This window comes from Mucilaginibacter sp. L196, assembly GCF_009765905.1.
GTDB lineage: Bacteria > Bacteroidota > Bacteroidia > Sphingobacteriales > Sphingobacteriaceae > Mucilaginibacter.
Map to the genome: position 1 here is coordinate 118,626 of NZ_LMUO01000011.1, position 18,760 is coordinate 137,385.

Sequence of the window (18,760 nt, forward strand, 5' to 3'; positions counted from 1 at the left end):
TTACGGCCTTAACATTATACAGTTGGAGTTTTGGGAGGTATTTCGCTATACTTCCAGTGGAAGTTGAGCTGCTCTAAAGTATGCACATCATTAAAACCGCTTATTTTTTCTAAGCGCCCTTTTAATCCATCGGCAATATCAGCACAAAAATAAGCATGGTATTCTTTGCCGGCACCCACAATTTTACCATGGCTTGTTACAAACCATAAGCCATAAATATGGTCTAAATAATGACCATAGACACTGGTTATAAATTCATCCTCTTCACCGTTGGTTCCTTTATCTAAATTAAGTCTGTCTGTTTTATTACCTGCTTTGCCTTGCAAGCCATTTCCGGTGCCATTGTAGAAAACCTGCAGCCCGCAAAGGTCACCATTTAACGAGTATACCTCAATTGCGGTAATGGTTGAATTATCCACCCCATTAAATGGATTAAAGTGGTTCAATCCACCAAATGCACCTACTTTTACCCGATAGGTTACAGGAGCAGGCAATGGGGTTATCTGATCGAAATATTCCCATAGCAAAGCGGCTTTCCCTAAATCTCTCATCTCAGTGGCATACTGCGCCTGGATCTGTAATTTCCGTTGGTTATAGGCAAACTCGGCCCATTCCTTATAATTTTTAAACCTTGCATTTTTGATATACTCATCATACCAAAAAGTTAAAGACCAGCCGTCAAAATCGTCAGAAACACGTCCTCCTTTTATATAGAAACTGCTTGTGGCTGTTCGCCTTCCCGTAATTTCCTCCCAATGTATCTTCGCCATCCGATTTGTAACCAGCGTTGTAATAGCCTCGTCAAAGGTGGTTTTATACTCGGCAATGGCCGTTTTCAGTTCTGTGAGGTTTTGCTGTTTACTTCTTAGCAATTTTGGACCATCTCCGGGTTCACTTTTTCCCGGAGGAAACAATGTATCATAATCAGTATATAGGGTGCGGCGCAAAGAGAGTTGTACATTTCCCAATGCAACTAAATATGGCAATGCTGTTTTGGCAACCGCCATGTATTTTTCTTCAATATCTACAATGGAATCAACTTTGCCTGTTATACGGGCACCTTTGGGTTTATCATCCCTTGATATTTCAGCAACGCTCTTTAATATGCCTTTAATTTCCATGCTCATATCATTCAGTTTATTTTCCATCAACAAAGTGCGGATACGGACATCAACATAAGTTTTCATCTGTTTCCAAAGATCGGCCAATGGGTCATCTGCCTTCCAAAATAAGCCTACAACAAATGACAAGCCCGCCCCAACTTCGGGTATTTTACCAAGTATGGTTAAAGTAGCGGTTCTTTCAATACCACTTTTTTGGCTAAACGCTATCGGAGGTATATTTGAGGGTACATTAGGCACAGGTGTTAATGAAAAAAGCTGGCCATCATTTTTATTATAAGAACATTGCACGAGCTGACCTTTTTCAGTGGCAGACAGATCGACAATCTCTAGGAACTTATGGCTGTGTAAAGCCATAATACGATAATAACCATTACCTGCGGGCAAAAACTGAAACCGCAAATTGTGTTTCGCAGGCTCCCACTGCCATTGAATAGCCGGTGCTTTTTCGTTCCCTGAACTATCGTGAATGGCTATATAATGTTCCTTAAATGGCGGCAACAGCAACCACCAGTTTTTTTCTCCAGCGGGATCAAACTGAAACCGCTGATGTTCATTATCGCTTTGATATAATTGATTGTTCAAATGTACTCCAAGACTTGCATTTGGAGCTCCAATTACGTGGTTTGTTTTGCCTTTGGGAATCAGATAATAAAGCTGATTAGGCTGTGGTTTAAATGACATGATGATAAGGGTTAAGTTGCCATAAAGATAGATGTAATTATTGCAACACAAAGGATTTATAGTTATTAGGTATAATGTTGCGATGTAATCTGTTCGTTACAATTCTATAAATCATTATACAGCAACGTGCTGACCTCAAAACACCAAGTGCATCCGCTCATTAAAAAATTACGTATATTCAATTAAATAAAACGATCCCTGATTCCGATTAATAAATGAACTCCTGTTTATATAAAGCCACAGTAATGCATCACCGGTTGTCACCGAAAGTTCATCGGTTCAATTACGATGTATTTATGTTTTACCTTGACTTGGATGAGATAGACGGATTGGCTAAACGACTTAAATTTATGAGTCGGAATAAATTCAATCTTTTCAATTTCAGGGATAAGGATCATTTGCAACTACCGCGTGAGAATCCCGATACTACAAAAAATATCCGCCAGCATATTACTGATTATTTGCAGAGTAATGGCGTAACCATCGGTAATGGCCGCATCACGGTACTCACCAATTTGTGTACCGCAGGTTACCAGTTTAACCCGGTGTCGTTTTATTTTTGTTATGATGAACAGGGGCAAATCGTTTGCTCGATAGTAGAGGTATGCAATACATTTTTGGAGATGAAACCCTACTTTTTAGACGCGAAAACCCGCCAGGGCGATCAATTTAAATTAAATACTGAAAAATATTTTTACGTATCGCCATTTACGGATATGGATACCAATTTTGGTTTCGACCTGCATATACCCGGTGAAAAGTTGCAGGTAAAAATTGATGATTATGACAAGGAAGGCAACCGGTTTTTTATCAGCACCTTAAGCGGTGTTCGCAAGCCTTTAACCGATGCTAATTTGCTGCTTTATTTTCTGAGCTTTCCACTCATTACACTAAAAATTATTGGCGCTATCCACTGGCAGGCATTAAAACTTTTTATGAAGAAAATTCCTTTTCACAAAAAAGAGGCAGACAAAAATCTCCAAAAGGGTGTTTTTAGGCCTTACAAATCAAATTATGTATCTTAGATAAAACCTTACCCGGCAGAATATCCGTATATCATTAAAATAACATACGAACATTTTAACCATGTCTAACACCCTTACCCTTGTTAAAAAAAGCAGCTTTTACCAGGATGTAGTCTTAAAGCTAATGTCCAAAATGGATAAAGGCAATTTACACATCACTTTATCCGATGGTGAACAATTGGTTTTAGGTACAGGCGAGGGGAAAATATCAGCCAACATGACTATTAACGATAATGAGTTTTACAAACGCGTTATCCTGTTTGGCGATATTGGTTTTGGCGAAGCTTATACCGATGGTTTGTGGGATACCGATAACATTACCAACGTAATTAAATGGGTGTTACTGAACATTGAGAATGCGCCCAGCGTATCGGGCAGCAATACACAAACGTTAGCCACTAACCTACTTAGGTGGTTCAATAAGCTATCCCATTTTAAAAGGGCAAATACGGTAGAAGGATCACGCAAAAACATTTCGGAGCATTATGATCTGAATAATGATTTCTTTGCCAGTTTCCTCGATCCAACCATGACTTATTCCAGCGCTTATTTTTATAAGGATGGTTTAAGCTTGCAGGAAGCGCAAATAGCCAAATACGATCGCCTTTGCAAGCAATTGAATTTAAAAGCGACGGACCATGTGTTAGAGATTGGCAGCGGTTGGGGTGGCAACGCGATTTACATGGCTAAAACGTATGGTTGCAGGGTAACTTCGTTAACCATTAGCGAAGAACAACACAAAATGGCTGTTGAACGTGTGGAAGCCGCGGGCTTAAGTGATCGCGTGAGCATATTGATAAAAGATTACCGCCAGATGGAAGGCCAGTTTGATAAGATCGTATCTGTTGAAATGCTGGAAGCCGTTGGGCATAATTATATGGAGGTTTACTTTAAAAAAGTAAACGACCTGTTGAAGAAGAATGGTATCCTGGCTTTACAGGTAATCACTTCACCCGACTCTCGTTATGATAGTTTACGCAAGGGGGTGGATTGGATCCAGAAACACATTTTCCCAGGCTCATTATTGCCATCGGTAGGTGCTATCAATAGCGCCGTTAACCGTACCGGCGATTTAACAATGGTTGATTTAAAAGACATAGGTATGGATTACGCTACAACACTAAAACTTTGGTTTGATGCATTTAACGCCAACCTGCCAAAAGTAAAATCATTGGGTTTTGATGACCATTTCATCCGCAAATGGAATTACTATTTGTGCTACTGCGAAGCTGCTTTTGCTATGCGTAACATCAATACCATGCAATTGGTATATGTAAGGCCTAATAATACCTCAAGGGGGTAATTGTTTGACTATTTAATCAAGCTTATCGCTTTTTGTAAATCAAGGTCTTTTTTATTAACAACGTCCTCCGCGGTGTAGTCCACATAATACATGGGCATAATACCACGCCCATGTATGGGGTTGTTTGCTACCGATACCAGGTGCATCCAGGGAAAATCAACTACAATTTTAGTGTTGGGCAGCGTTAATCGCTGTAATGTACCACCGTTGCAGCCTTCCTCGTTACCTGCGGTTTCTCTGCCAATAAATTTTACCTGCTTGCATTGGGCTTTAAAGGCTGCTGTAAATAGCGCTGCCGATGAAAAAGTAGCACCATCAATTAAAGCATATATATTGCCATGGTAGTGATATTTTTTTGCAAGTGATAGTCTGCCGTATAATTGCCCGAACACTGGCTTTATATTAATATGGTACCAATTACCTTCCTTGTTCCCCGGAGCGAATCCATTTTTAAAACTTTCAGTACGGGAGGTGTCAAAATATTCCTCAAAGCGGGTTGCAGAAGGATCTGCTACTCTTGATTTTACATCTCTAACAATATAAAAAGAGGAATCTGCCAAAAATGAAAGCAGTTTTTCCGCTATCCTGATGTCGCCACCGGTATTATGGCGCAGGTCAATAATTAAGTTTTTTACACCGTGTTGCTGTATCTGTTTAAAAGCTTCCGTATAAATGGTGGTATCGGTATATTGAAATGTTTTTGCCTCAAACAATGCCGTTGAGGTGTTTTTTAAAAATCGTAGCGGCAAGTATCCTGTATTTTTTGCTAAAGTCCATCCGGCATAATTATCTACCGGCTTTTTAGGCAGGCTTTGCCATGGACCACCTGTTGCTGCTGCAGTCGCCGTAACTGAGTTTATTGCACCCTGTTTGGTAAGCAATTTAATTCGATACGATCCTTGCCAATGGTAATAGTTAAAGCAGGCATCTTCAAAACCATCGTATTCACTTAAAAATAATTCTTTAAATGTTTGTATATAGCCATCGCCACTATATAAGTCGTAGCCGTTATTTATTATTTGAGTTACCGGTACATCATTAATACTTATTATTTCGTCTCCGGTTGAAAGCTGTTGGGTAGCATGTGTGGTAACCCAGGCGCGGTGATTACGAACCAGCACCTCGAAAGGCAAATGTGGTTCTTTTGGATCAGATGGTAATGGTTTATAACTATCTGAATGGCGTATTTGTGTATGGCCGCATCTAAGCTTACATATTAATGGGTAAATATGAGCTATAAATTCATTCTCAGATAGCGGATGGTTTATAGTTTGATAGGTCTTATCGTATGCTGCCTGTAAACTATCTGCCGGAGTATATAAGCCATATCCCGGGTGCATTTCTTTAATAGCTGACCATAAGATAAAAAGATCACTTTGCATGCTTTTTACCGTTAATTTGCTTGTAGTACTTGTTGTAGGCTTAGTTTGCCTTTGTTGTTGATTGCAGCCAGTAATTACAACGGCAATCAATAAACATATGAAAGTGCAAAGTGTGCCTATAGCTTTTTTCATCACGATTGGTTTTCGGTTAATTGTTTTACTATACCCGCCTTTTCTCTTTAAATCTACTAAAAAATACTACTGCCAAAAGGCATAGTACAAAGCCACATAAGCCATTTAAGCGCAAGCCGTAATCATTACCGGGGTCTTTACCATAAACGGTTAGGAAAGCGAATAAGGCTATCCCCAACGTTTGGCCAAGCTTCACAAACAGGTATTTAACAGCGAAAAACATCCCTTCCCGGTTTTCTTTGGTTTTGATGGCATCATCCTGGGCTATTTCGGCAAGTATAGCATTGGGTAAAATACCCAAAGACGCTAACGGGAAACTCGCCAAAAGTAACAGGCAATAAATTTGTGCCGTAGGCGATATAGGGAACTTCCCAAGGAAATAGATCGCGATAAACACCACACATAATAAGCAAAAGGAAAAAAGCACAATAGGTTTTTTGCCGATCTTTTTAGAAAGATAATTAATGAGTGGATAAAACATCAGCGATACCAAAACCATTACCCCTAATAGTGGGCCGCCTTCTGATTCCGACAGGCCGAGTAATACCGTTACGAAATATAATAAGCCGCTGGATATAATGCTCAGCGCCATATAGTAGGAAAAATCCGAGATGAGGTAATATTTAAAGTTTCGGTTACTGAATGTTTTACGAATAGCAGGCAAAAGCGGTAAATGCGATGGCTTGCTGGTTGAATATTTCTTTTCGTCGATAAACAAAACAGGTATCAGCATAAAAAAACCTGCTACCAAGCTCAGGCCTCCAATGGTGTATTGAACCGCTGAATCGCGACTAACGATATGTAAAAACTTTTGTACTAAATCGGCATAATTATTTACAAAGCCGGAGATGATCATCCCCAATACAAAACCCACCTGTTGAAAAGAGGACAGCTTTACTTTTTCGGATGCGGTTTCGGTAAGCTCGGGTAAAAGCGCATTGTATGGGATGATATAGGTGGTAACGCTCATGAAAAACAAAATGAGCGTACAGGTTAACCATATGGCATTTTTAGCGCTTTCGGTTCTTTCAATCGGGCAAAAAGTGAGGAAACAAAAAATGATGGCAGGCAATATAGCCCATTTCATAAATGGAATCCGGCGGCCTTTAGGATTCTCGCTTTTGTCGCTTAATGATGCGATAAAAGGATCAAAAATGGCATCGACAAGCCGCCCTGATGCGGCAATAACCGACAAGATATTCAATACCCCAAACAACATTAACTGCGGAATAAGCGGCCTTAAACCCGCATTGCTTGGCGGCAGGTAGAAGTAAGGCAGCATAACGATGATAATATTCGTCATGATACTCCACCCGATCATGCCGCAGGCATAAGCTAGCTGTTTTCTGAAAGGGAAGTATACTGCAGGCATTCACCGCAATATGCAAATATTATGGTGAAATTTTGATGATAGAGTGCTACAAGCCTGAATAATAATCATAACCCTGCTCGGCCCAGTAATCATGCGGGCGATGGTTGCTGAAGTTAATGCTGCCTATACGCTTTAAATTTTTGATGCCGTATTTTACAGGTATAATCAACCGCAAAGGTGCGCCATGGCCTACCGGCAATGGCATGTCATTCATTTCATAGGCCAGTATGGTTTGCGGGTGCATGGCGCTATCCATATCCAGGCCAATATAGTAACCTTTATCGGGGGTTTCCATGCCTACATAGTTCAGTTTTGTTTCTGGCTGTAGTCGAAAGTGTTCTACAAAATCAACAAAGCGCACGCCACCCCAATGCTGTATCTGGTCCCATCCCTCAACACATTTAAAATCGAAAACCAAATCTGTTTTCGGCAACGTTTTTATTTCATCTAAGGTGATTGCCAACACTTCGCCTGATAGTTTTTTAACCTGTAATCTCCAGTTATCGGCATCAAGCTTGCTATCGGAACCTATGCTGGTATTTTGGCGCACCTTTTTGGCTGCCATTGATTTTGGATAGGTTTTAACCAGGTGATTATTACTAAAAAAGTTCCTGAAAAATAATTCACTCTTATTCAGCGCGCGGCGTAAGGGTTTATGCGCCCCGCCGGTAATACCGGTAGTTTCAATGGCTGAATTGTAAAGCGATTTCCATCCCCCAAAAGCCGTAGCACCCAAAACCGCGAACGTGCCAAAGGAAATAAAATTACGCCGGTTGATCTGCTTTTGTACAGCTGCCCCGGTATCTGGTTGCTTATCTTCTTCTTCCGGATTGCTCATTCTTCTGTTACTGTTTTAGGTTCTTCATTCACTACCTCAAAGCCGGAAATTACCGACCTGAAGTTATTCCACCCCGCAATAATTACCTGTACTATGTGTATCAAAAAGAAAAACACATAACCCAGTGTAAGAGCAAAGTGAATGATCCTGGCAAAATGATAACCGCCACAAAGCCAGGTTAAATAATAAAATTGCACGGGCTTATAAATTGCCATGCCTGTAATTACTGAGCCAATTCCCATTACAATAATAGCGGTATAGGCTATACGTTGCGCGGCGTTGTATTTGTTTTGCGGAAGTGCCATTTTACGGATGTGCAGATCGTGCAATAAAACCAGCCATGCTTCTTTCCATGATTTTTTTTGCGGAACAAGCTCGCGCCACGCACCCGAAATGATGGTGTAGGCCACGTAAAATATCCCGTTCAGCGTAAAAAACCACATAAATAAAAAGTGGAATGCCATACCCTCCGCTAGCCGTGCCGGGATATGCAGCAGGTTATAATACCAATCCGGGAAAAAACGTACATAGGTATGCCCGAAAATGGTGATCTTATATTCATCATTAGCCCAATAGATCAGCATGCCGCTCCATATCATCACGGTCAATATCGGGAAGTTGACCCAATGCGTCCACCGCATAACTAAGGAGTGTTTTTCTTTTATGGTTTTCATTAATGCTTTATATTAACTACGATAAAATAGATCAAAAGGATTAATTAAGTACCGATTTTGTTGCCCCGGTGATCTCCCCATCTGCTGTATTCTGCACAAAGGCGATAATTTCCGATCCGTGTGCATCAAAATCCTTTGGCAGTTCAATAGTTGCTATGCCTTTATCGCCCTTTAAAGGTATGCTTTCTATGCCGCGTACAATTTGTACATGCAAAAGCGTACGGCCGCTATTCTCGCCACGCTCAACTTTGGTTTGCGCCGATTTTTGGACAACAGCTAACAATAAAACAGAATTAGCGGTTTCCCCTTGTGTTTGATACCGCAATTCAGCTTTGTTTTGGTTGATGGTAATATCGCTTAAGCTAATTTGAGCTGAGGCGTTCTTAGCTAGGTTGATTTTAATGGCGTTACGCAAAGTGCCTTCTTCTGAACCTACAAATTCAGTGCGCCCGTTTACAACAATTTGCGGGGTATAAACCGATGATAGATTTAACCAACGTGCATACTGGTTTTGCCTTTGTGAATAAGCTGCACTGCTGAAAACATCCTTCCAACCCAAACGGTTCCAATAATCAACATGAAAAGCAAGAATATAAATGGGTTTTCCCGCACTCTCTTTCTCAACTTTGGCAACCACCGCATCAGCAGGCGGGCAGCTGGAGCAACCTTCGGAAGTGAATAACTCGATAACGGCAAAGCCCTTGTCGACACCGGTTGGTTTGGTGTTATGTTTATAGGTAAACGAGCTTAACGCTAAGGCAACTACTAATGTGGCTATTGATAATATTTTGATCGACTTCATCTTAATCTGATTTAGAATTATTGGTTAGTCGGCGGTAGAAAGGAATCCTTACAATAAAGTTAAAGTTTTTTTTGGGGTGAATAAAGCTTTATTTGCACATGGGAGGTATGGTTAAACCTGGTAAGTCTACTTATCTATAATTGTCATTCTGAACGCAGTGAAGAATCTCAGAACTTTGCTCGCCGTTTTGTATTGGCGGATAGATTCTTCACTGCGTTCAGAATGACAAATGGTTATTGGAAGTAAGTACTATTCTTCCTCTTTTTTTTTCGGAAGGTTATGCATTTTAAAACGTGGCTTGTAAGCCGGTTTTGGTGCAGTTTCCTCAGCAGGTGGTTGTGGGGTATTTTCTTCAGTTGTTGGTTCGGGCGCTGGAACATCATTTGCCTCAGACTTAGGCATATTAGCCACTTTAAATTTAGGCGTAAAACCTAATTTAGGTACAGGAGCCGAAATAGGCTCAGCTGGTTTTTCCCCGGCGGATGTTTCTTCCTCCATTATCGGTTTTGGTGGTGCAGATGCTTTAAATTTAGGCGTGAAACCTAGTTTTGGTACAGGAGCCGCAACTGGTTCAGCTGGTTTTTCGTCGACAGGCATTTCCTCCGTAACAGATTTTGGTGGAGAAGCCGCTTTAAACTTAGGCGTAAAGCCCAACTTTGATGCAGTGGTATTTGTTGTTTCCGCCGGTTTTTCTTCTGCCGATGGCTCTGTAATAGGTTTTGGTGGTGATGCCGCTCTAAATTTTGGTGTGAAACCTAGTTTAGGTGCAGGTGTAACTGGTACATCCTCCGGTGTTTTTTCTTCAACGGGAGTTTCAGTTACCGGTTTCGGTGGTGCTGCGGCCCTGAATTTAGGAGTAAACCCTAATTTAGGTGCCGTTGCGGTTTCCTCAATCAGGCTTTCAGTTATGGTTTGTTCTGCTAGTGGGTTATCAATTCTAACTTTATCGGTTTTTGGCTCTACAGCTAATGGAAATTCGCGCCTTAATTTATTGAACCAGTATTTTTTGGTGTGATCGAAGCTTTTCTCGCCCATTTGGGTAAAGTGCGTTTCAAATTCAGAAAACAAGGCCGACTGCACCTGTTTCAGCGCAACCATGTCAATTCTCTTCTTTTTGAAAAACTCTTCAAATTCCATATTTTCAGATTTGAGATTTGAGATGGGAGATATGAGACATGGAATTTTTAATATCCAATCTCACGTCTCCAATCTCACATCTATAATGGTATATCCACATCAAGGGCATTAAAATGGATGCCTTTGTCGGTTTGGTCCCAATCCTGTAGCTCTTCCTCCGTCGCGTTTTGTAAAGCGGGGTACCACTCCAAAGGGAATGCCTGTTGCTTACCATTTTCTTTTTCAACAAATAGCAGGCCATCGGCAAATGTTACCTTAACTTTTTTTCCTTGCTTACGCGATGTGAATAGTGGCATATTGACCCCCTCTAAATCTCCCCCGGTAGGGGAGACTTTTAAATGTTTATTAATATAAAGCCCTCCCTACCGGGGAGGGTTTGGGTGGGGCTTTTACTCCGCCATATTATGATAGACCGCCTGCACGTCATCATCTTCCTCAAGCCTGTCTATCAGTTTCATAATATCAACAACCTGCTCTTCGGTAACCTCGTGGAATGATTGGGCAACACGCTCTAATTTGGCCGATCTAACTTCGATGCCTAATTCTTCAAGCGTTTTTTGCATTTTACCGAAATCCTCAAACGCAGTATGGATCACGCCTATATCGTTTCCTTCTTCATCAGCTTCCACAAACAAATCTTCCAAACCGGCATCTATCAATTCAAATTCCAGTTCTTCCAAATCGCGCTCGCCGGGAATGAAGGTGAACACAGATTTGCGCGTAAAAATAAAATCCAATGATCCAGTTTTGCCCAACGCGCCATTATATTTGGTGAAATAACTGCGTACATTAGCTACGGTACGGTTGGTATTATCTGTAGCGGTTTCAACCAAAACAGCAACACCATAAGGCGCATAACCTTCGTAAACTAACTCTTCGTAATCCTTTTCATCCCTGCTGATAGCCCTCTTTATCGCAGCCTCAACACGGTCCTTAGGCATATTTACAGCTTTGGAGTTTTGCACGGCAGTACGCAGGCGCGAGTTGGTGTTTATATCGCCACCACCGGCTTTAACAGCCATTACAATTTCTTTACCTAAACGGGTAAACTGAACGGCCATTTTGGCCCAACGCTTAAATTTTCTCTCTTTACGGAATTCAAATGCTCTTCCCATATGTTCTTTATTTCATGGTTGATGGCCTATGGTTAATGGCATCAATCAGGGTGTAATAGTCACTGCCTATAATTGCAGATCGGATAAATATAATATTTGTTTTCTTTTAAATGATCTTTTTCAGGTTTGTAAGCATGCCGGCAGTTATCGCGGGCAGGTCATATTCCAGTTTCCAGCCCCAATCCTTTTGCGCGTAGCTATCATCAATTGATTTTGGCCAGCTATCTGCAATTGCCTGCCGCGGATCGCTTTCAGCATAACTGATCTCAAAACCTGGTATTATTTTCTTGATCTCTTCAGCAAGTTGTGTCGGTGTAAAACTAATACCAGCCAGGTTATATGCCGAGCGGATCGTCAAGCTTTCCGCAGGAGCATTCATCAAATCAAGCGTGGCGCGTATGGCATCATCCATATACATCATCGGTAATGCTGTTTCGGCAGATAAAAAGCTTTCATACTTGCCTGTTTTCAACGCCTCATGAAATATATGCACGGCGTAATCCGTAGTGCCACCTCCGGGATTTGCCCGCCAGCCGATCAAGCCGGGATAACGTATACTGCGCACATCTAAACCATGTTTGGCGAAGTAATATTCACACCAGCGCTCGCCAGCCAACTTGCTGAAACCGTACACCGTATTTGGGTCCATCACACAATACTGCGGGGTATCAAACTGCGGAGAATGCGGACCAAATACCGCAATCGAACTTGGCCAGAATACTTTAGCTACCTTAAACTCAACCGCTAAATCCAACACATGTATCAGGCCGGTCATATTCAGGTCCCAGGCCATTTTTGGTTTTTGTTCGCCTACGGCAGATAGTATAGCCGCCAGCAAATAAACCTGTGTGGGCTGATGTTTTTGAAAGATGTGTTGCAGGTTGTCGTTATCCAGCACATTCACAAACTCAAACGGACCGGTGTCCCTAATCGCATCTACAGGGTCGTGAATATCCGAAGCGATAACCTGCTCCGCGCCATAAACATTACGCAGGGCGTTTACCAGCTCGGTACCAATTTGGCCGTTAGCACCAATCACTAAAATCTTTTCGGTCATGAAAGTCAGTTAAGTTGCAAAGGTAAAAATTTGGGCGGAATCAATCATAATTTTGGCAAACAAACAGGTGCTTGTAAATGGTTGAAAATTGCTCAAAAAGTAACGTTAACAGGGTTGTTTTAATGATTTTTAAGGTTGAAATCAGCCTAAAAAAAGCGATTTTTACCTTAAAATGAATGATTTCTGCATCAAAATGAACCCTTTTTAGCCTAAAAAAGCAAAAAAAATCGCATATTTGAAGTTTAATTTAATTATTTAACAATTTAACAGAATGAAAGTCGCAGTAGTGGGTGCCACAGGATTGGTGGGCACCAAAATGTTGCAGGTTCTAACAGAACGCAACTTCCCCGTAACAGAATTAATTCCGGTAGCTTCAGCTAAGAGTGTTGGTAAAGAAATCACATTTAAGGGTAAGCAGTACAAGATAGTTTCTGTAGAGGATGCGATAAAGCTTAAGCCCGATGTTGCCATATTTTCGGCAGGGGGCAGCACTTCATTAGAGCAGGCGCCGCTTTTTGCAGCAGCAGGCACAACTGTTATTGATAACTCATCAGCATGGCGCATGGATCCAACCAAAAAACTGGTTGTGCCCGAAGTTAATGCCGACGTATTAACTGCCGAAGATAAGATCATCGCTAACCCAAACTGTTCAACCATACAAATGGTAGTGGCCTTAAAACCATTGCACGACAGGTATAAAATTAAACGCGTAGTAGTATCAACTTACCAATCGGTAACTGGTACAGGCGTTAAAGCAGTTGAGCAATTGTTTAATGAACGTAAAGGTATTGAAGGTGTTATGGCTTATCCATATACCATCGACCTGAATGTTATACCGCAAATTGATGTGTTCACCGCAAACGGTTACACCAAGGAAGAAATGAAAATGATACTGGAAACCCAAAAAATAATGGGCGACGATAGCATTAAAGTAACTGCTACAACAGTGCGTATCCCGGTTATGGGTGGCCACTCAGAATCAGTTAATATTGAGTTTGCTGAGGATTTTGATTTGGCTGAAGTACGTTCAATTTTAGAGAATGCACCAGGCATCATCGTAACTGATGACACCGCTAACCTAAAATACCCAATGCCGCTTGACGCGCATGACAAGGACGAAGTATTTGTAGGCCGCATCCGCCGTGATGAGAGCCAGCCAAACACCCTGAACTGCTGGATAGTATCAGACAACCTGCGTAAAGGCGCTGCTACTAACGCGGTACAAATTGCAGAGTATCTGGCATCTAAAAACCTGATCGGTCAGGCTGTCGAAGTATAACAAAACCTAAATTATTATAAGATGAATAGGGATGGTCGAAAGATTATCCCTATTTGTATTTGAAAGAAATCCTGAATCCACAATGAAGTCAAAAATATGCTTGTTGTTAGTTAGCTGCTTTATTAGTGTTAGTAGTCTTGCACAGACACCGAAAAGTGTTATGTCTGATTTGGTCAAGAGTTATGATAAAATTACAAGTTGGCGTGGAAGATGGAATGATTCAAGCGTTAATGCATATGACTCAATTAAGATGGCGGATAAAGAGTTTGGCGAAAAGTTGAATTTATATACAACTAAATATCCATCGACAATTACCGATAATTATAATCTGATGCATAAGTTCGGTTTTTATTTTGTGGGGGATGGTGCTAATGTTCTTAGAATTTACACATGGGAAACTTGGTTAGGTAAAACAGAACGTGGGTTTGGAAATGTATTTCAATATAAAGTAAACAATAAAACAAATTCTATATTAAAAACAGATCAACAAGGCGATACAACGTGCCTTTTCTCCAAGATAAATACATGCATTATTAAAGGTAAAACATATTACTTAGCTGTATATAATTCATTTTATATATCGAAACAAGCAGCCCAGGGAGTAAAGATATATCGCATTGAAAACGGGAAATTAACTGATGATGTAAAATTAATAAAGACACCAGAAGGATTGGTTAATCACATATCATACGATTATAGCTATGGAACTTATTCTTTAGAGGACTTCGCCACAAGGCCGTCAATTCATTTTAATGGTTATACCAATACCATATTCATTCCGATAGTCGATGCAAGCGGACATACAACTAATCAATTCATCACCTACAAATTCACCGGCGAATACTTCGAGAAAGTAAAATAGCTATTTCTTTTTTTCGTCTTCCCTTTTCGCTGCGCGGGATAAAAGGATGGCGTATACAGCGGTAAACACTACACCTGAAAGCACGGCTTTTAAAATAGAATCAGCATAGTTCGTGTTCGCTTTGATAACATAGTTGTAAAACAGAAATACGATTACCGTGTAAACCAAATACACTATGAATATTTTACGTGCCATAAGGCAAAGATAAAAAACATAAGCAAAAAAGCGCTGCCCTGCGCGATTCCCGCCCCTTTGAATAGAGTAATGTTATTTGTTAAGGGGAAGACTATTTTTTACCCTCTTTCCGGCTTGCCGAAGAGAGGGTCGAACAGCGCAGCGCATTCGGGGTGAGTCAGCTATGCGCCTGGTATTTGCGCCAATGCCGCTTGTATAGTTGACTCACCCGGTCTTTGCTTCGCTCGACCACCCTCTCTTTTGCAAGCAAAAAAGAGGGTAAAAGCAGTACAAGGCCGCCCTGTCATTCTGAACGGAGTGAAGAATCTTTTAACGGTGCAAGGCGAACTATGCAAATCGAAGAAGATTCTTCACTACGTTCAGAATGACAATTTAAAAGATAGGGCTATCTTTACCCCATGCCAAAAAAAGCTTTAATCATCGGTGCTGGAATTGCCGGAATCGCTACCGCCATTCGCTTAGCGGTAAAAGGCTATGATGTTGAAGTTTTCGAGGCGAATAATTACCCCGGTGGCAAACTATCCGAATTTGAAAAGGATGGTTTTCGATTTGATGCCGGGCCCAGTCTGTTCACCATGCCGCAATATGTGGATGAGTTGTTTAAACTGGCAGGCAAAAATCCATCCGACTATTTCCAATACCAAAAGCTGGATGTATTATGTAAATACTTTTATACCGATGGCACTAAACTAACCGCTTATAAGGATACCGACAAGTTCGAACAAGAAGTATCAAAAAACATTGGCGAAGAAGCATCAGCCATAAAAAAATACACAGAGAATAGCAGCAAGATTTATAACATCACCAATCACGTATTTCTCGAAAAATCGTTGCACCGTATCAAAACATTTTTAAGCTGGTCCACATTAAAATCTATTTTCCGGATAAGGCAGATCGATGCCATGCGCACCATGCATCAAGCAAACCAAAGTTTTTTTAAAGATGAGCGGATGGTCCAGTTTTATGACCGGTACGCCACTTATAATGGTTCAAACCCATACAGCGCGCCCGCAACGCTCAATGTTATTCCGCATATTGAGCAGCATTTCGGTGCATATTTTCCAAAAGATGGGATGTACAGTATCACCACAAATTTGGTCAAGCTAGCTGAATCATTAGGCGCAAAGTTTAATTATAATTCGCGCGTGGATGAGATTGTTTTGGAACGGCAAATAGCAAAAGGTATAAGAGTGAAAGATAGGTTGATCGAAGCTGATATTGTAATATCCAACATGGATGTTTGGTTCACCTATCATCAATTATTAAGAACACATCCGGCACTGTTCCCCAAAAAGATACTCAGCCAGGAACGCAGCAGTTCGGCTTTAATTTTTTATTGGGGGATAAACAAACAGTTCCCGCAGCTCGATTTGCATAACATATTTTTTAGTGCCGATTATAAAGCCGAGTTCAACCATATCTGGCAACAAAAAGATATTTATCATGATCCGACAGTCTACCTCAATATCAGCTCCAAATACAAAATAGATGATGCGCCGGAAGGCTGTGAAAACTGGTTTGTAATGATCAATGTACCGTCCAATAGCGGTCAGGATTGGAATAAACTGATTGCCAATGCCCGCAAAAATATCATAGCCAAACTCAATAAAAGCTTAGGCGAAGATGTTAGCGAACTCATCATCAGCGAAAGCATCCTTGATCCCCGTGGCATCGAAAACCGCACCTCATCCTATCAAGGTTCTATCTATGGCACCAGCTCCAACAACCAGTTCGCTGCATTTTTGCGTCACGCCAATAAATCATCCAAAATAAACAACCTCTATTTCTGTGGTGGCAGCGTCCATCCCGGCGGCGGGATACCCTTGTGTTTATTATCCGCTAAAATTGTAAGTGATTGGGTGTGACAGTTAAAAACTGTCATTATCCGGAGTTTCAGTTATAAACTGAAACTAGTTATTGCCATTTTATACGCTCCGAACCTCTTAAACAAGCAATCTCATGAGTTGTCTCTCATTAGGCGCAAGTTGTTTATGAGGCTTTCTTGTTTATACGAATATACGAAAAATTAGTAAATTTGTTATTCATGGCAAAGCAAGACGAAAAAACCCCAAAAGAGGCATCCGACCTATTCCATAAAATAATGAAAGCATCTGTGTCTCCTAAAGCGACTGGCAGTAAAGAAACTGAAAATAAATAAGTTAAGCCAAAGGGTAAGAAATGAGCAAGCAGACGAGCGATATATTGTGGTCGTTAGTAATGCTCATTGTAGGTATTGCTGCTATTTTAACTAACTATAAAAAAGACCCGAGTTATAAAGACCGTTTTGGATATAGAATTAACGGGCTTGTGTTGGGTATATTTGCTACTATATGTGGCATTTATTTGGTTTGTAAAGTTTTGTTTTTTAATCACTATTAAGGTAGTTGGTCTAACACGTATATAGTCTCCTTTCAAGACAAAAGAACGAACACTACGACTGTATATAAGTCTTCAAATGCTCAATGGTTTCCAAATGCGAAAGTATCGTTTCAGTAACCAAATCATTAATAGATATAATCCCCGATAACTCGTCATCCACAAAAACAGGTAAATAACGGATATTGCTTTCGCTCATAATATGCATACAAGTCTCAATTGAGCTTTCGGGCACAATGCGGGGCAAGCCGGTACTCATAATTTCCCGTACCGGTGTTTCGTGTGATGAGCGGCCCAGTAAAATAACTTTACGGGCATAATCACGCTCAGTCATCAGGCCCAGGTATTTACCATGTTCTGATATTACTACAGCGCCTATGTTTTTATCAGCCATCAGCTTTAAGGCATCAAGCACGGTAGTGGCGGCATCAATAGTGACAACGTTGCGACCTTTTCGATTGAGTATGTCAGAAACTTTTTTCATAATACACAGGTAATTGTTTGGTTTACATTGGGTTTTATAAATATACAAATCAATTTTTCAAATTAGAAAGCATCTACGTATAATTTTTATTACCCGGATGCGGTGTTTGTAATAATGTATATATTAGCCTTATTGAATTAACCTATTAGTTAATATCTACCACCATGAAAAAAATTCTTCTATCAGCAATGGCTTTTATAGCCATCAGCTTTTCACTATCAGCACAAACATTAAATAAACTTACTCCTAAAGAAAAACAGGACGGCTACAAGCTTTTATTTGATGGCAAAAACACCGACGGCTGGCATGTTTATTTAGGCACCGATGCCGGGGCATGGCATGCCGAACATGGCGCTTTAGTATTGGATCCCGCTGCAAAAGACCAGGGCGATTTAGTAACCAATAAAGAATACACCAACTTTGAATTGAAGATCGACTGGAAAATAGCTGCCGGTGGCAACAGCGGTATTATTTTCGGTATCCACGAGGATACCAGCTATCATTATACCTATTTAACCGGCATGGAAATGCAGGTTTTGGATGATAAACTGGCCGAAGACAACAAACAGCCAAATCATTTAGCTGGATCATTATATGATATGATAGCGCCATCGCACCCGGCAAAACCTGCCGGCGAATGGAACTCAGTTATTATCCGCAAATTAAATGGTCACCTTACTTTTTGGCTTAACGGACAAAAAGTTGTTGAAACACAAATGGGCAGCCCCGAGTGGAAAGCGCTTGTCCAAAAAAGCAAATTTCATGATTGGCCCGCTTTTGCAACCTACCCTAAAGGGCATATTTCTTTACAGGATCATGGTGCCGAAGTGGAGTTTCGCGATATACGCATAAAGCAACTGTAATATTTTTTATTTAAAATTGTCAGTATAACATTTGCTTAAGTATATTTAACGTAACCAAT

Annotated in this window: 19 protein-coding genes; 7 read left to right on the top strand and 12 right to left on the bottom strand. The window is 40.8% G+C overall.

Annotation, left to right across the window (positions count from 1 at the left end; genetic code table 11):
• Positions 1-14 precede the first annotated feature (14 nt).
• Complete coding sequence (locus GSQ74_RS07965) at positions 15-1,805, bottom strand: RICIN domain-containing protein (protein WP_158991978.1); 1,791 nt, start codon at positions 1,803-1,805, stop codon at positions 15-17.
• 215 nt (positions 1,806-2,020) lie between these two features.
• Here GSQ74_RS07965 and GSQ74_RS07970 point away from each other — a divergent pair, with 215 nt between their 5' ends.
• Both GSQ74_RS07970 and GSQ74_RS07975 read left to right on the top strand, forming a co-directional pair.
• Positions 2,021-2,830: a DUF1365 domain-containing protein gene (locus GSQ74_RS07970; RefSeq protein ID WP_158991980.1), complete on the top strand. Its 810-nt coding sequence runs from the start codon at positions 2,021-2,023 to the stop codon at positions 2,828-2,830.
• Between the two features lie 61 nt (positions 2,831-2,891).
• On the top strand, positions 2,892-4,133 hold the full coding sequence (locus tag GSQ74_RS07975) for a cyclopropane-fatty-acyl-phospholipid synthase family protein (RefSeq protein WP_216846705.1): 1,242 nt from the start codon (positions 2,892-2,894) through the stop codon (positions 4,131-4,133).
• A gap of 8 nt (positions 4,134-4,141) precedes the next feature.
• On the opposite strand, the gene GSQ74_RS07980 is transcribed toward GSQ74_RS07975, so the two are convergent.
• From GSQ74_RS07980 to GSQ74_RS08020, 9 genes are all read right to left on the bottom strand, one after another.
• Positions 4,142-5,647: a S41 family peptidase gene (locus GSQ74_RS07980; RefSeq protein ID WP_158991982.1), complete on the bottom strand. Its 1,506-nt coding sequence runs from the start codon at positions 5,645-5,647 to the stop codon at positions 4,142-4,144.
• A 28-nt stretch (positions 5,648-5,675) separates the two neighbouring features.
• Positions 5,676-7,019, bottom strand: a complete 1,344-nt coding sequence (locus GSQ74_RS07985) for an MFS transporter (protein WP_158991984.1) — start codon at positions 7,017-7,019, stop codon at positions 5,676-5,678.
• 46 nt (positions 7,020-7,065) lie between these two features.
• Complete coding sequence (locus tag GSQ74_RS07990; RefSeq protein ID WP_158991986.1) at positions 7,066-7,857, bottom strand: molybdopterin-dependent oxidoreductase; 792 nt, start codon at positions 7,855-7,857, stop codon at positions 7,066-7,068.
• Positions 7,854-8,531 carry a cytochrome b/b6 domain-containing protein gene (locus GSQ74_RS07995; protein WP_174236921.1) on the bottom strand — a complete coding sequence of 226 codons (678 nt, stop codon included), beginning with the start codon at positions 8,529-8,531 and terminating at the stop codon, positions 7,854-7,856. The genes GSQ74_RS07990 and GSQ74_RS07995 overlap by 4 nt, the downstream gene beginning before the upstream one ends.
• Before the next feature lie 40 nt (positions 8,532-8,571).
• Positions 8,572-9,333: a thioredoxin family protein gene (locus GSQ74_RS08000; RefSeq protein ID WP_158991988.1), complete on the bottom strand. Its 762-nt coding sequence runs from the start codon at positions 9,331-9,333 to the stop codon at positions 8,572-8,574.
• Between the two features lie 249 nt (positions 9,334-9,582).
• Positions 9,583-10,470: a hypothetical protein gene (locus GSQ74_RS08005; protein ID WP_158991990.1), complete on the bottom strand. Its 888-nt coding sequence runs from the start codon at positions 10,468-10,470 to the stop codon at positions 9,583-9,585.
• A gap of 80 nt (positions 10,471-10,550) precedes the next feature.
• The gene (locus GSQ74_RS08010) at positions 10,551-10,766 is read right to left on the bottom strand and encodes a DUF2442 domain-containing protein (RefSeq protein WP_158991992.1); all 216 of its coding nucleotides are present in this window, start codon (positions 10,764-10,766) and stop codon (positions 10,551-10,553) included.
• 93 nt (positions 10,767-10,859) lie between these two features.
• The gene (locus GSQ74_RS08015; RefSeq protein WP_158991994.1) at positions 10,860-11,585 is read right to left on the bottom strand and encodes a YebC/PmpR family DNA-binding transcriptional regulator; all 726 of its coding nucleotides are present in this window, start codon (positions 11,583-11,585) and stop codon (positions 10,860-10,862) included.
• A gap of 106 nt (positions 11,586-11,691) precedes the next feature.
• Positions 11,692-12,642 (bottom strand): NAD-dependent epimerase/dehydratase family protein, encoded by a 951-nt coding sequence (locus GSQ74_RS08020; protein WP_158991996.1) that lies wholly within the window; start codon positions 12,640-12,642, stop codon positions 11,692-11,694.
• A gap of 271 nt (positions 12,643-12,913) precedes the next feature.
• On the opposite strand from GSQ74_RS08020, the gene GSQ74_RS08025 reads away from it, so the two are divergent.
• Positions 12,914-13,921 carry an aspartate-semialdehyde dehydrogenase gene (locus GSQ74_RS08025; RefSeq protein WP_158991998.1) on the top strand — a complete coding sequence of 336 codons (1,008 nt, stop codon included), beginning with the start codon at positions 12,914-12,916 and terminating at the stop codon, positions 13,919-13,921.
• Positions 13,922-14,081: 160 nt separating this feature from the next.
• Positions 14,082-14,783, top strand: coding sequence for a hypothetical protein (locus GSQ74_RS08030; protein ID WP_158992000.1), 702 nt, complete (start codon positions 14,082-14,084; stop codon positions 14,781-14,783).
• Here the strand turns inward: GSQ74_RS08030 and GSQ74_RS08035 are convergent, their stop codons facing one another.
• Complete coding sequence (locus tag GSQ74_RS08035; protein ID WP_158992002.1) at positions 14,784-14,978, bottom strand: hypothetical protein; 195 nt, start codon at positions 14,976-14,978, stop codon at positions 14,784-14,786.
• A gap of 398 nt (positions 14,979-15,376) precedes the next feature.
• Here GSQ74_RS08035 and crtD point away from each other — a divergent pair, with 398 nt between their 5' ends.
• Together crtD and GSQ74_RS08045 are read left to right on the top strand one after the other, a co-directional pair.
• Positions 15,377-16,843 (top strand): 1-hydroxycarotenoid 3,4-desaturase CrtD, encoded by a 1,467-nt coding sequence (gene crtD / locus GSQ74_RS08040; protein WP_158992004.1) that lies wholly within the window; start codon positions 15,377-15,379, stop codon positions 16,841-16,843.
• A 313-nt stretch (positions 16,844-17,156) separates the two neighbouring features.
• The gene (locus GSQ74_RS08045; RefSeq protein ID WP_158992006.1) at positions 17,157-17,357 is read left to right on the top strand and encodes a hypothetical protein; all 201 of its coding nucleotides are present in this window, start codon (positions 17,157-17,159) and stop codon (positions 17,355-17,357) included.
• 52 nt (positions 17,358-17,409) lie between these two features.
• Here GSQ74_RS08045 and GSQ74_RS08050 read toward each other — a convergent pair whose 3' ends face one another.
• Positions 17,410-17,838 (bottom strand): CBS domain-containing protein, encoded by a 429-nt coding sequence (locus GSQ74_RS08050; RefSeq protein ID WP_158992008.1) that lies wholly within the window; start codon positions 17,836-17,838, stop codon positions 17,410-17,412.
• Positions 17,839-18,002: 164 nt separating this feature from the next.
• Here GSQ74_RS08050 and GSQ74_RS08055 point away from each other — a divergent pair, with 164 nt between their 5' ends.
• Entirely contained in the window at positions 18,003-18,701 is a 699-nt protein-coding gene (locus tag GSQ74_RS08055) for a DUF1080 domain-containing protein (protein WP_158992010.1), read from the top strand.
• Positions 18,702-18,760 lie beyond the last annotated feature (59 nt).

Coding starts and splice junctions, on each gene's coding strand:
- GSQ74_RS07965 (WP_158991978.1), bottom strand. CDS start 1,805: ATGTCATTTAAACCACAGCCTAATCAGCTTTATTATCTGATTCCCAAA.
- GSQ74_RS07970 (WP_158991980.1), top strand. CDS start 2,021: ATGAACTCCTGTTTATATAAAGCCACAGTAATGCATCACCGGTTGTCA.
- GSQ74_RS07975 (WP_216846705.1), top strand. CDS start 2,892: ATGTCTAACACCCTTACCCTTGTTAAAAAAAGCAGCTTTTACCAGGAT.
- GSQ74_RS07980 (WP_158991982.1), bottom strand. CDS start 5,647: ATGAAAAAAGCTATAGGCACACTTTGCACTTTCATATGTTTATTGATT.
- GSQ74_RS07985 (WP_158991984.1), bottom strand. CDS start 7,019: ATGCCTGCAGTATACTTCCCTTTCAGAAAACAGCTAGCTTATGCCTGC.
- GSQ74_RS07990 (WP_158991986.1), bottom strand. CDS start 7,857: ATGAGCAATCCGGAAGAAGAAGATAAGCAACCAGATACCGGGGCAGCT.
- GSQ74_RS07995 (WP_174236921.1), bottom strand. CDS start 8,531: ATGAAAACCATAAAAGAAAAACACTCCTTAGTTATGCGGTGGACGCAT.
- GSQ74_RS08000 (WP_158991988.1), bottom strand. CDS start 9,333: ATGAAGTCGATCAAAATATTATCAATAGCCACATTAGTAGTTGCCTTA.
- GSQ74_RS08005 (WP_158991990.1), bottom strand. CDS start 10,470: ATGGAATTTGAAGAGTTTTTCAAAAAGAAGAGAATTGACATGGTTGCG.
- GSQ74_RS08010 (WP_158991992.1), bottom strand. CDS start 10,766: ATGCCACTATTCACATCGCGTAAGCAAGGAAAAAAAGTTAAGGTAACA.
- GSQ74_RS08015 (WP_158991994.1), bottom strand. CDS start 11,585: ATGGGAAGAGCATTTGAATTCCGTAAAGAGAGAAAATTTAAGCGTTGG.
- GSQ74_RS08020 (WP_158991996.1), bottom strand. CDS start 12,642: ATGACCGAAAAGATTTTAGTGATTGGTGCTAACGGCCAAATTGGTACC.
- GSQ74_RS08025 (WP_158991998.1), top strand. CDS start 12,914: ATGAAAGTCGCAGTAGTGGGTGCCACAGGATTGGTGGGCACCAAAATG.
- GSQ74_RS08030 (WP_158992000.1), top strand. CDS start 14,082: ATGTCTGATTTGGTCAAGAGTTATGATAAAATTACAAGTTGGCGTGGA.
- GSQ74_RS08035 (WP_158992002.1), bottom strand. CDS start 14,978: ATGGCACGTAAAATATTCATAGTGTATTTGGTTTACACGGTAATCGTA.
- crtD (WP_158992004.1), top strand. CDS start 15,377: ATGCCAAAAAAAGCTTTAATCATCGGTGCTGGAATTGCCGGAATCGCT.
- GSQ74_RS08045 (WP_158992006.1), top strand. CDS start 17,157: ATGAGCAAGCAGACGAGCGATATATTGTGGTCGTTAGTAATGCTCATT.
- GSQ74_RS08050 (WP_158992008.1), bottom strand. CDS start 17,838: ATGAAAAAAGTTTCTGACATACTCAATCGAAAAGGTCGCAACGTTGTC.
- GSQ74_RS08055 (WP_158992010.1), top strand. CDS start 18,003: ATGAAAAAAATTCTTCTATCAGCAATGGCTTTTATAGCCATCAGCTTT.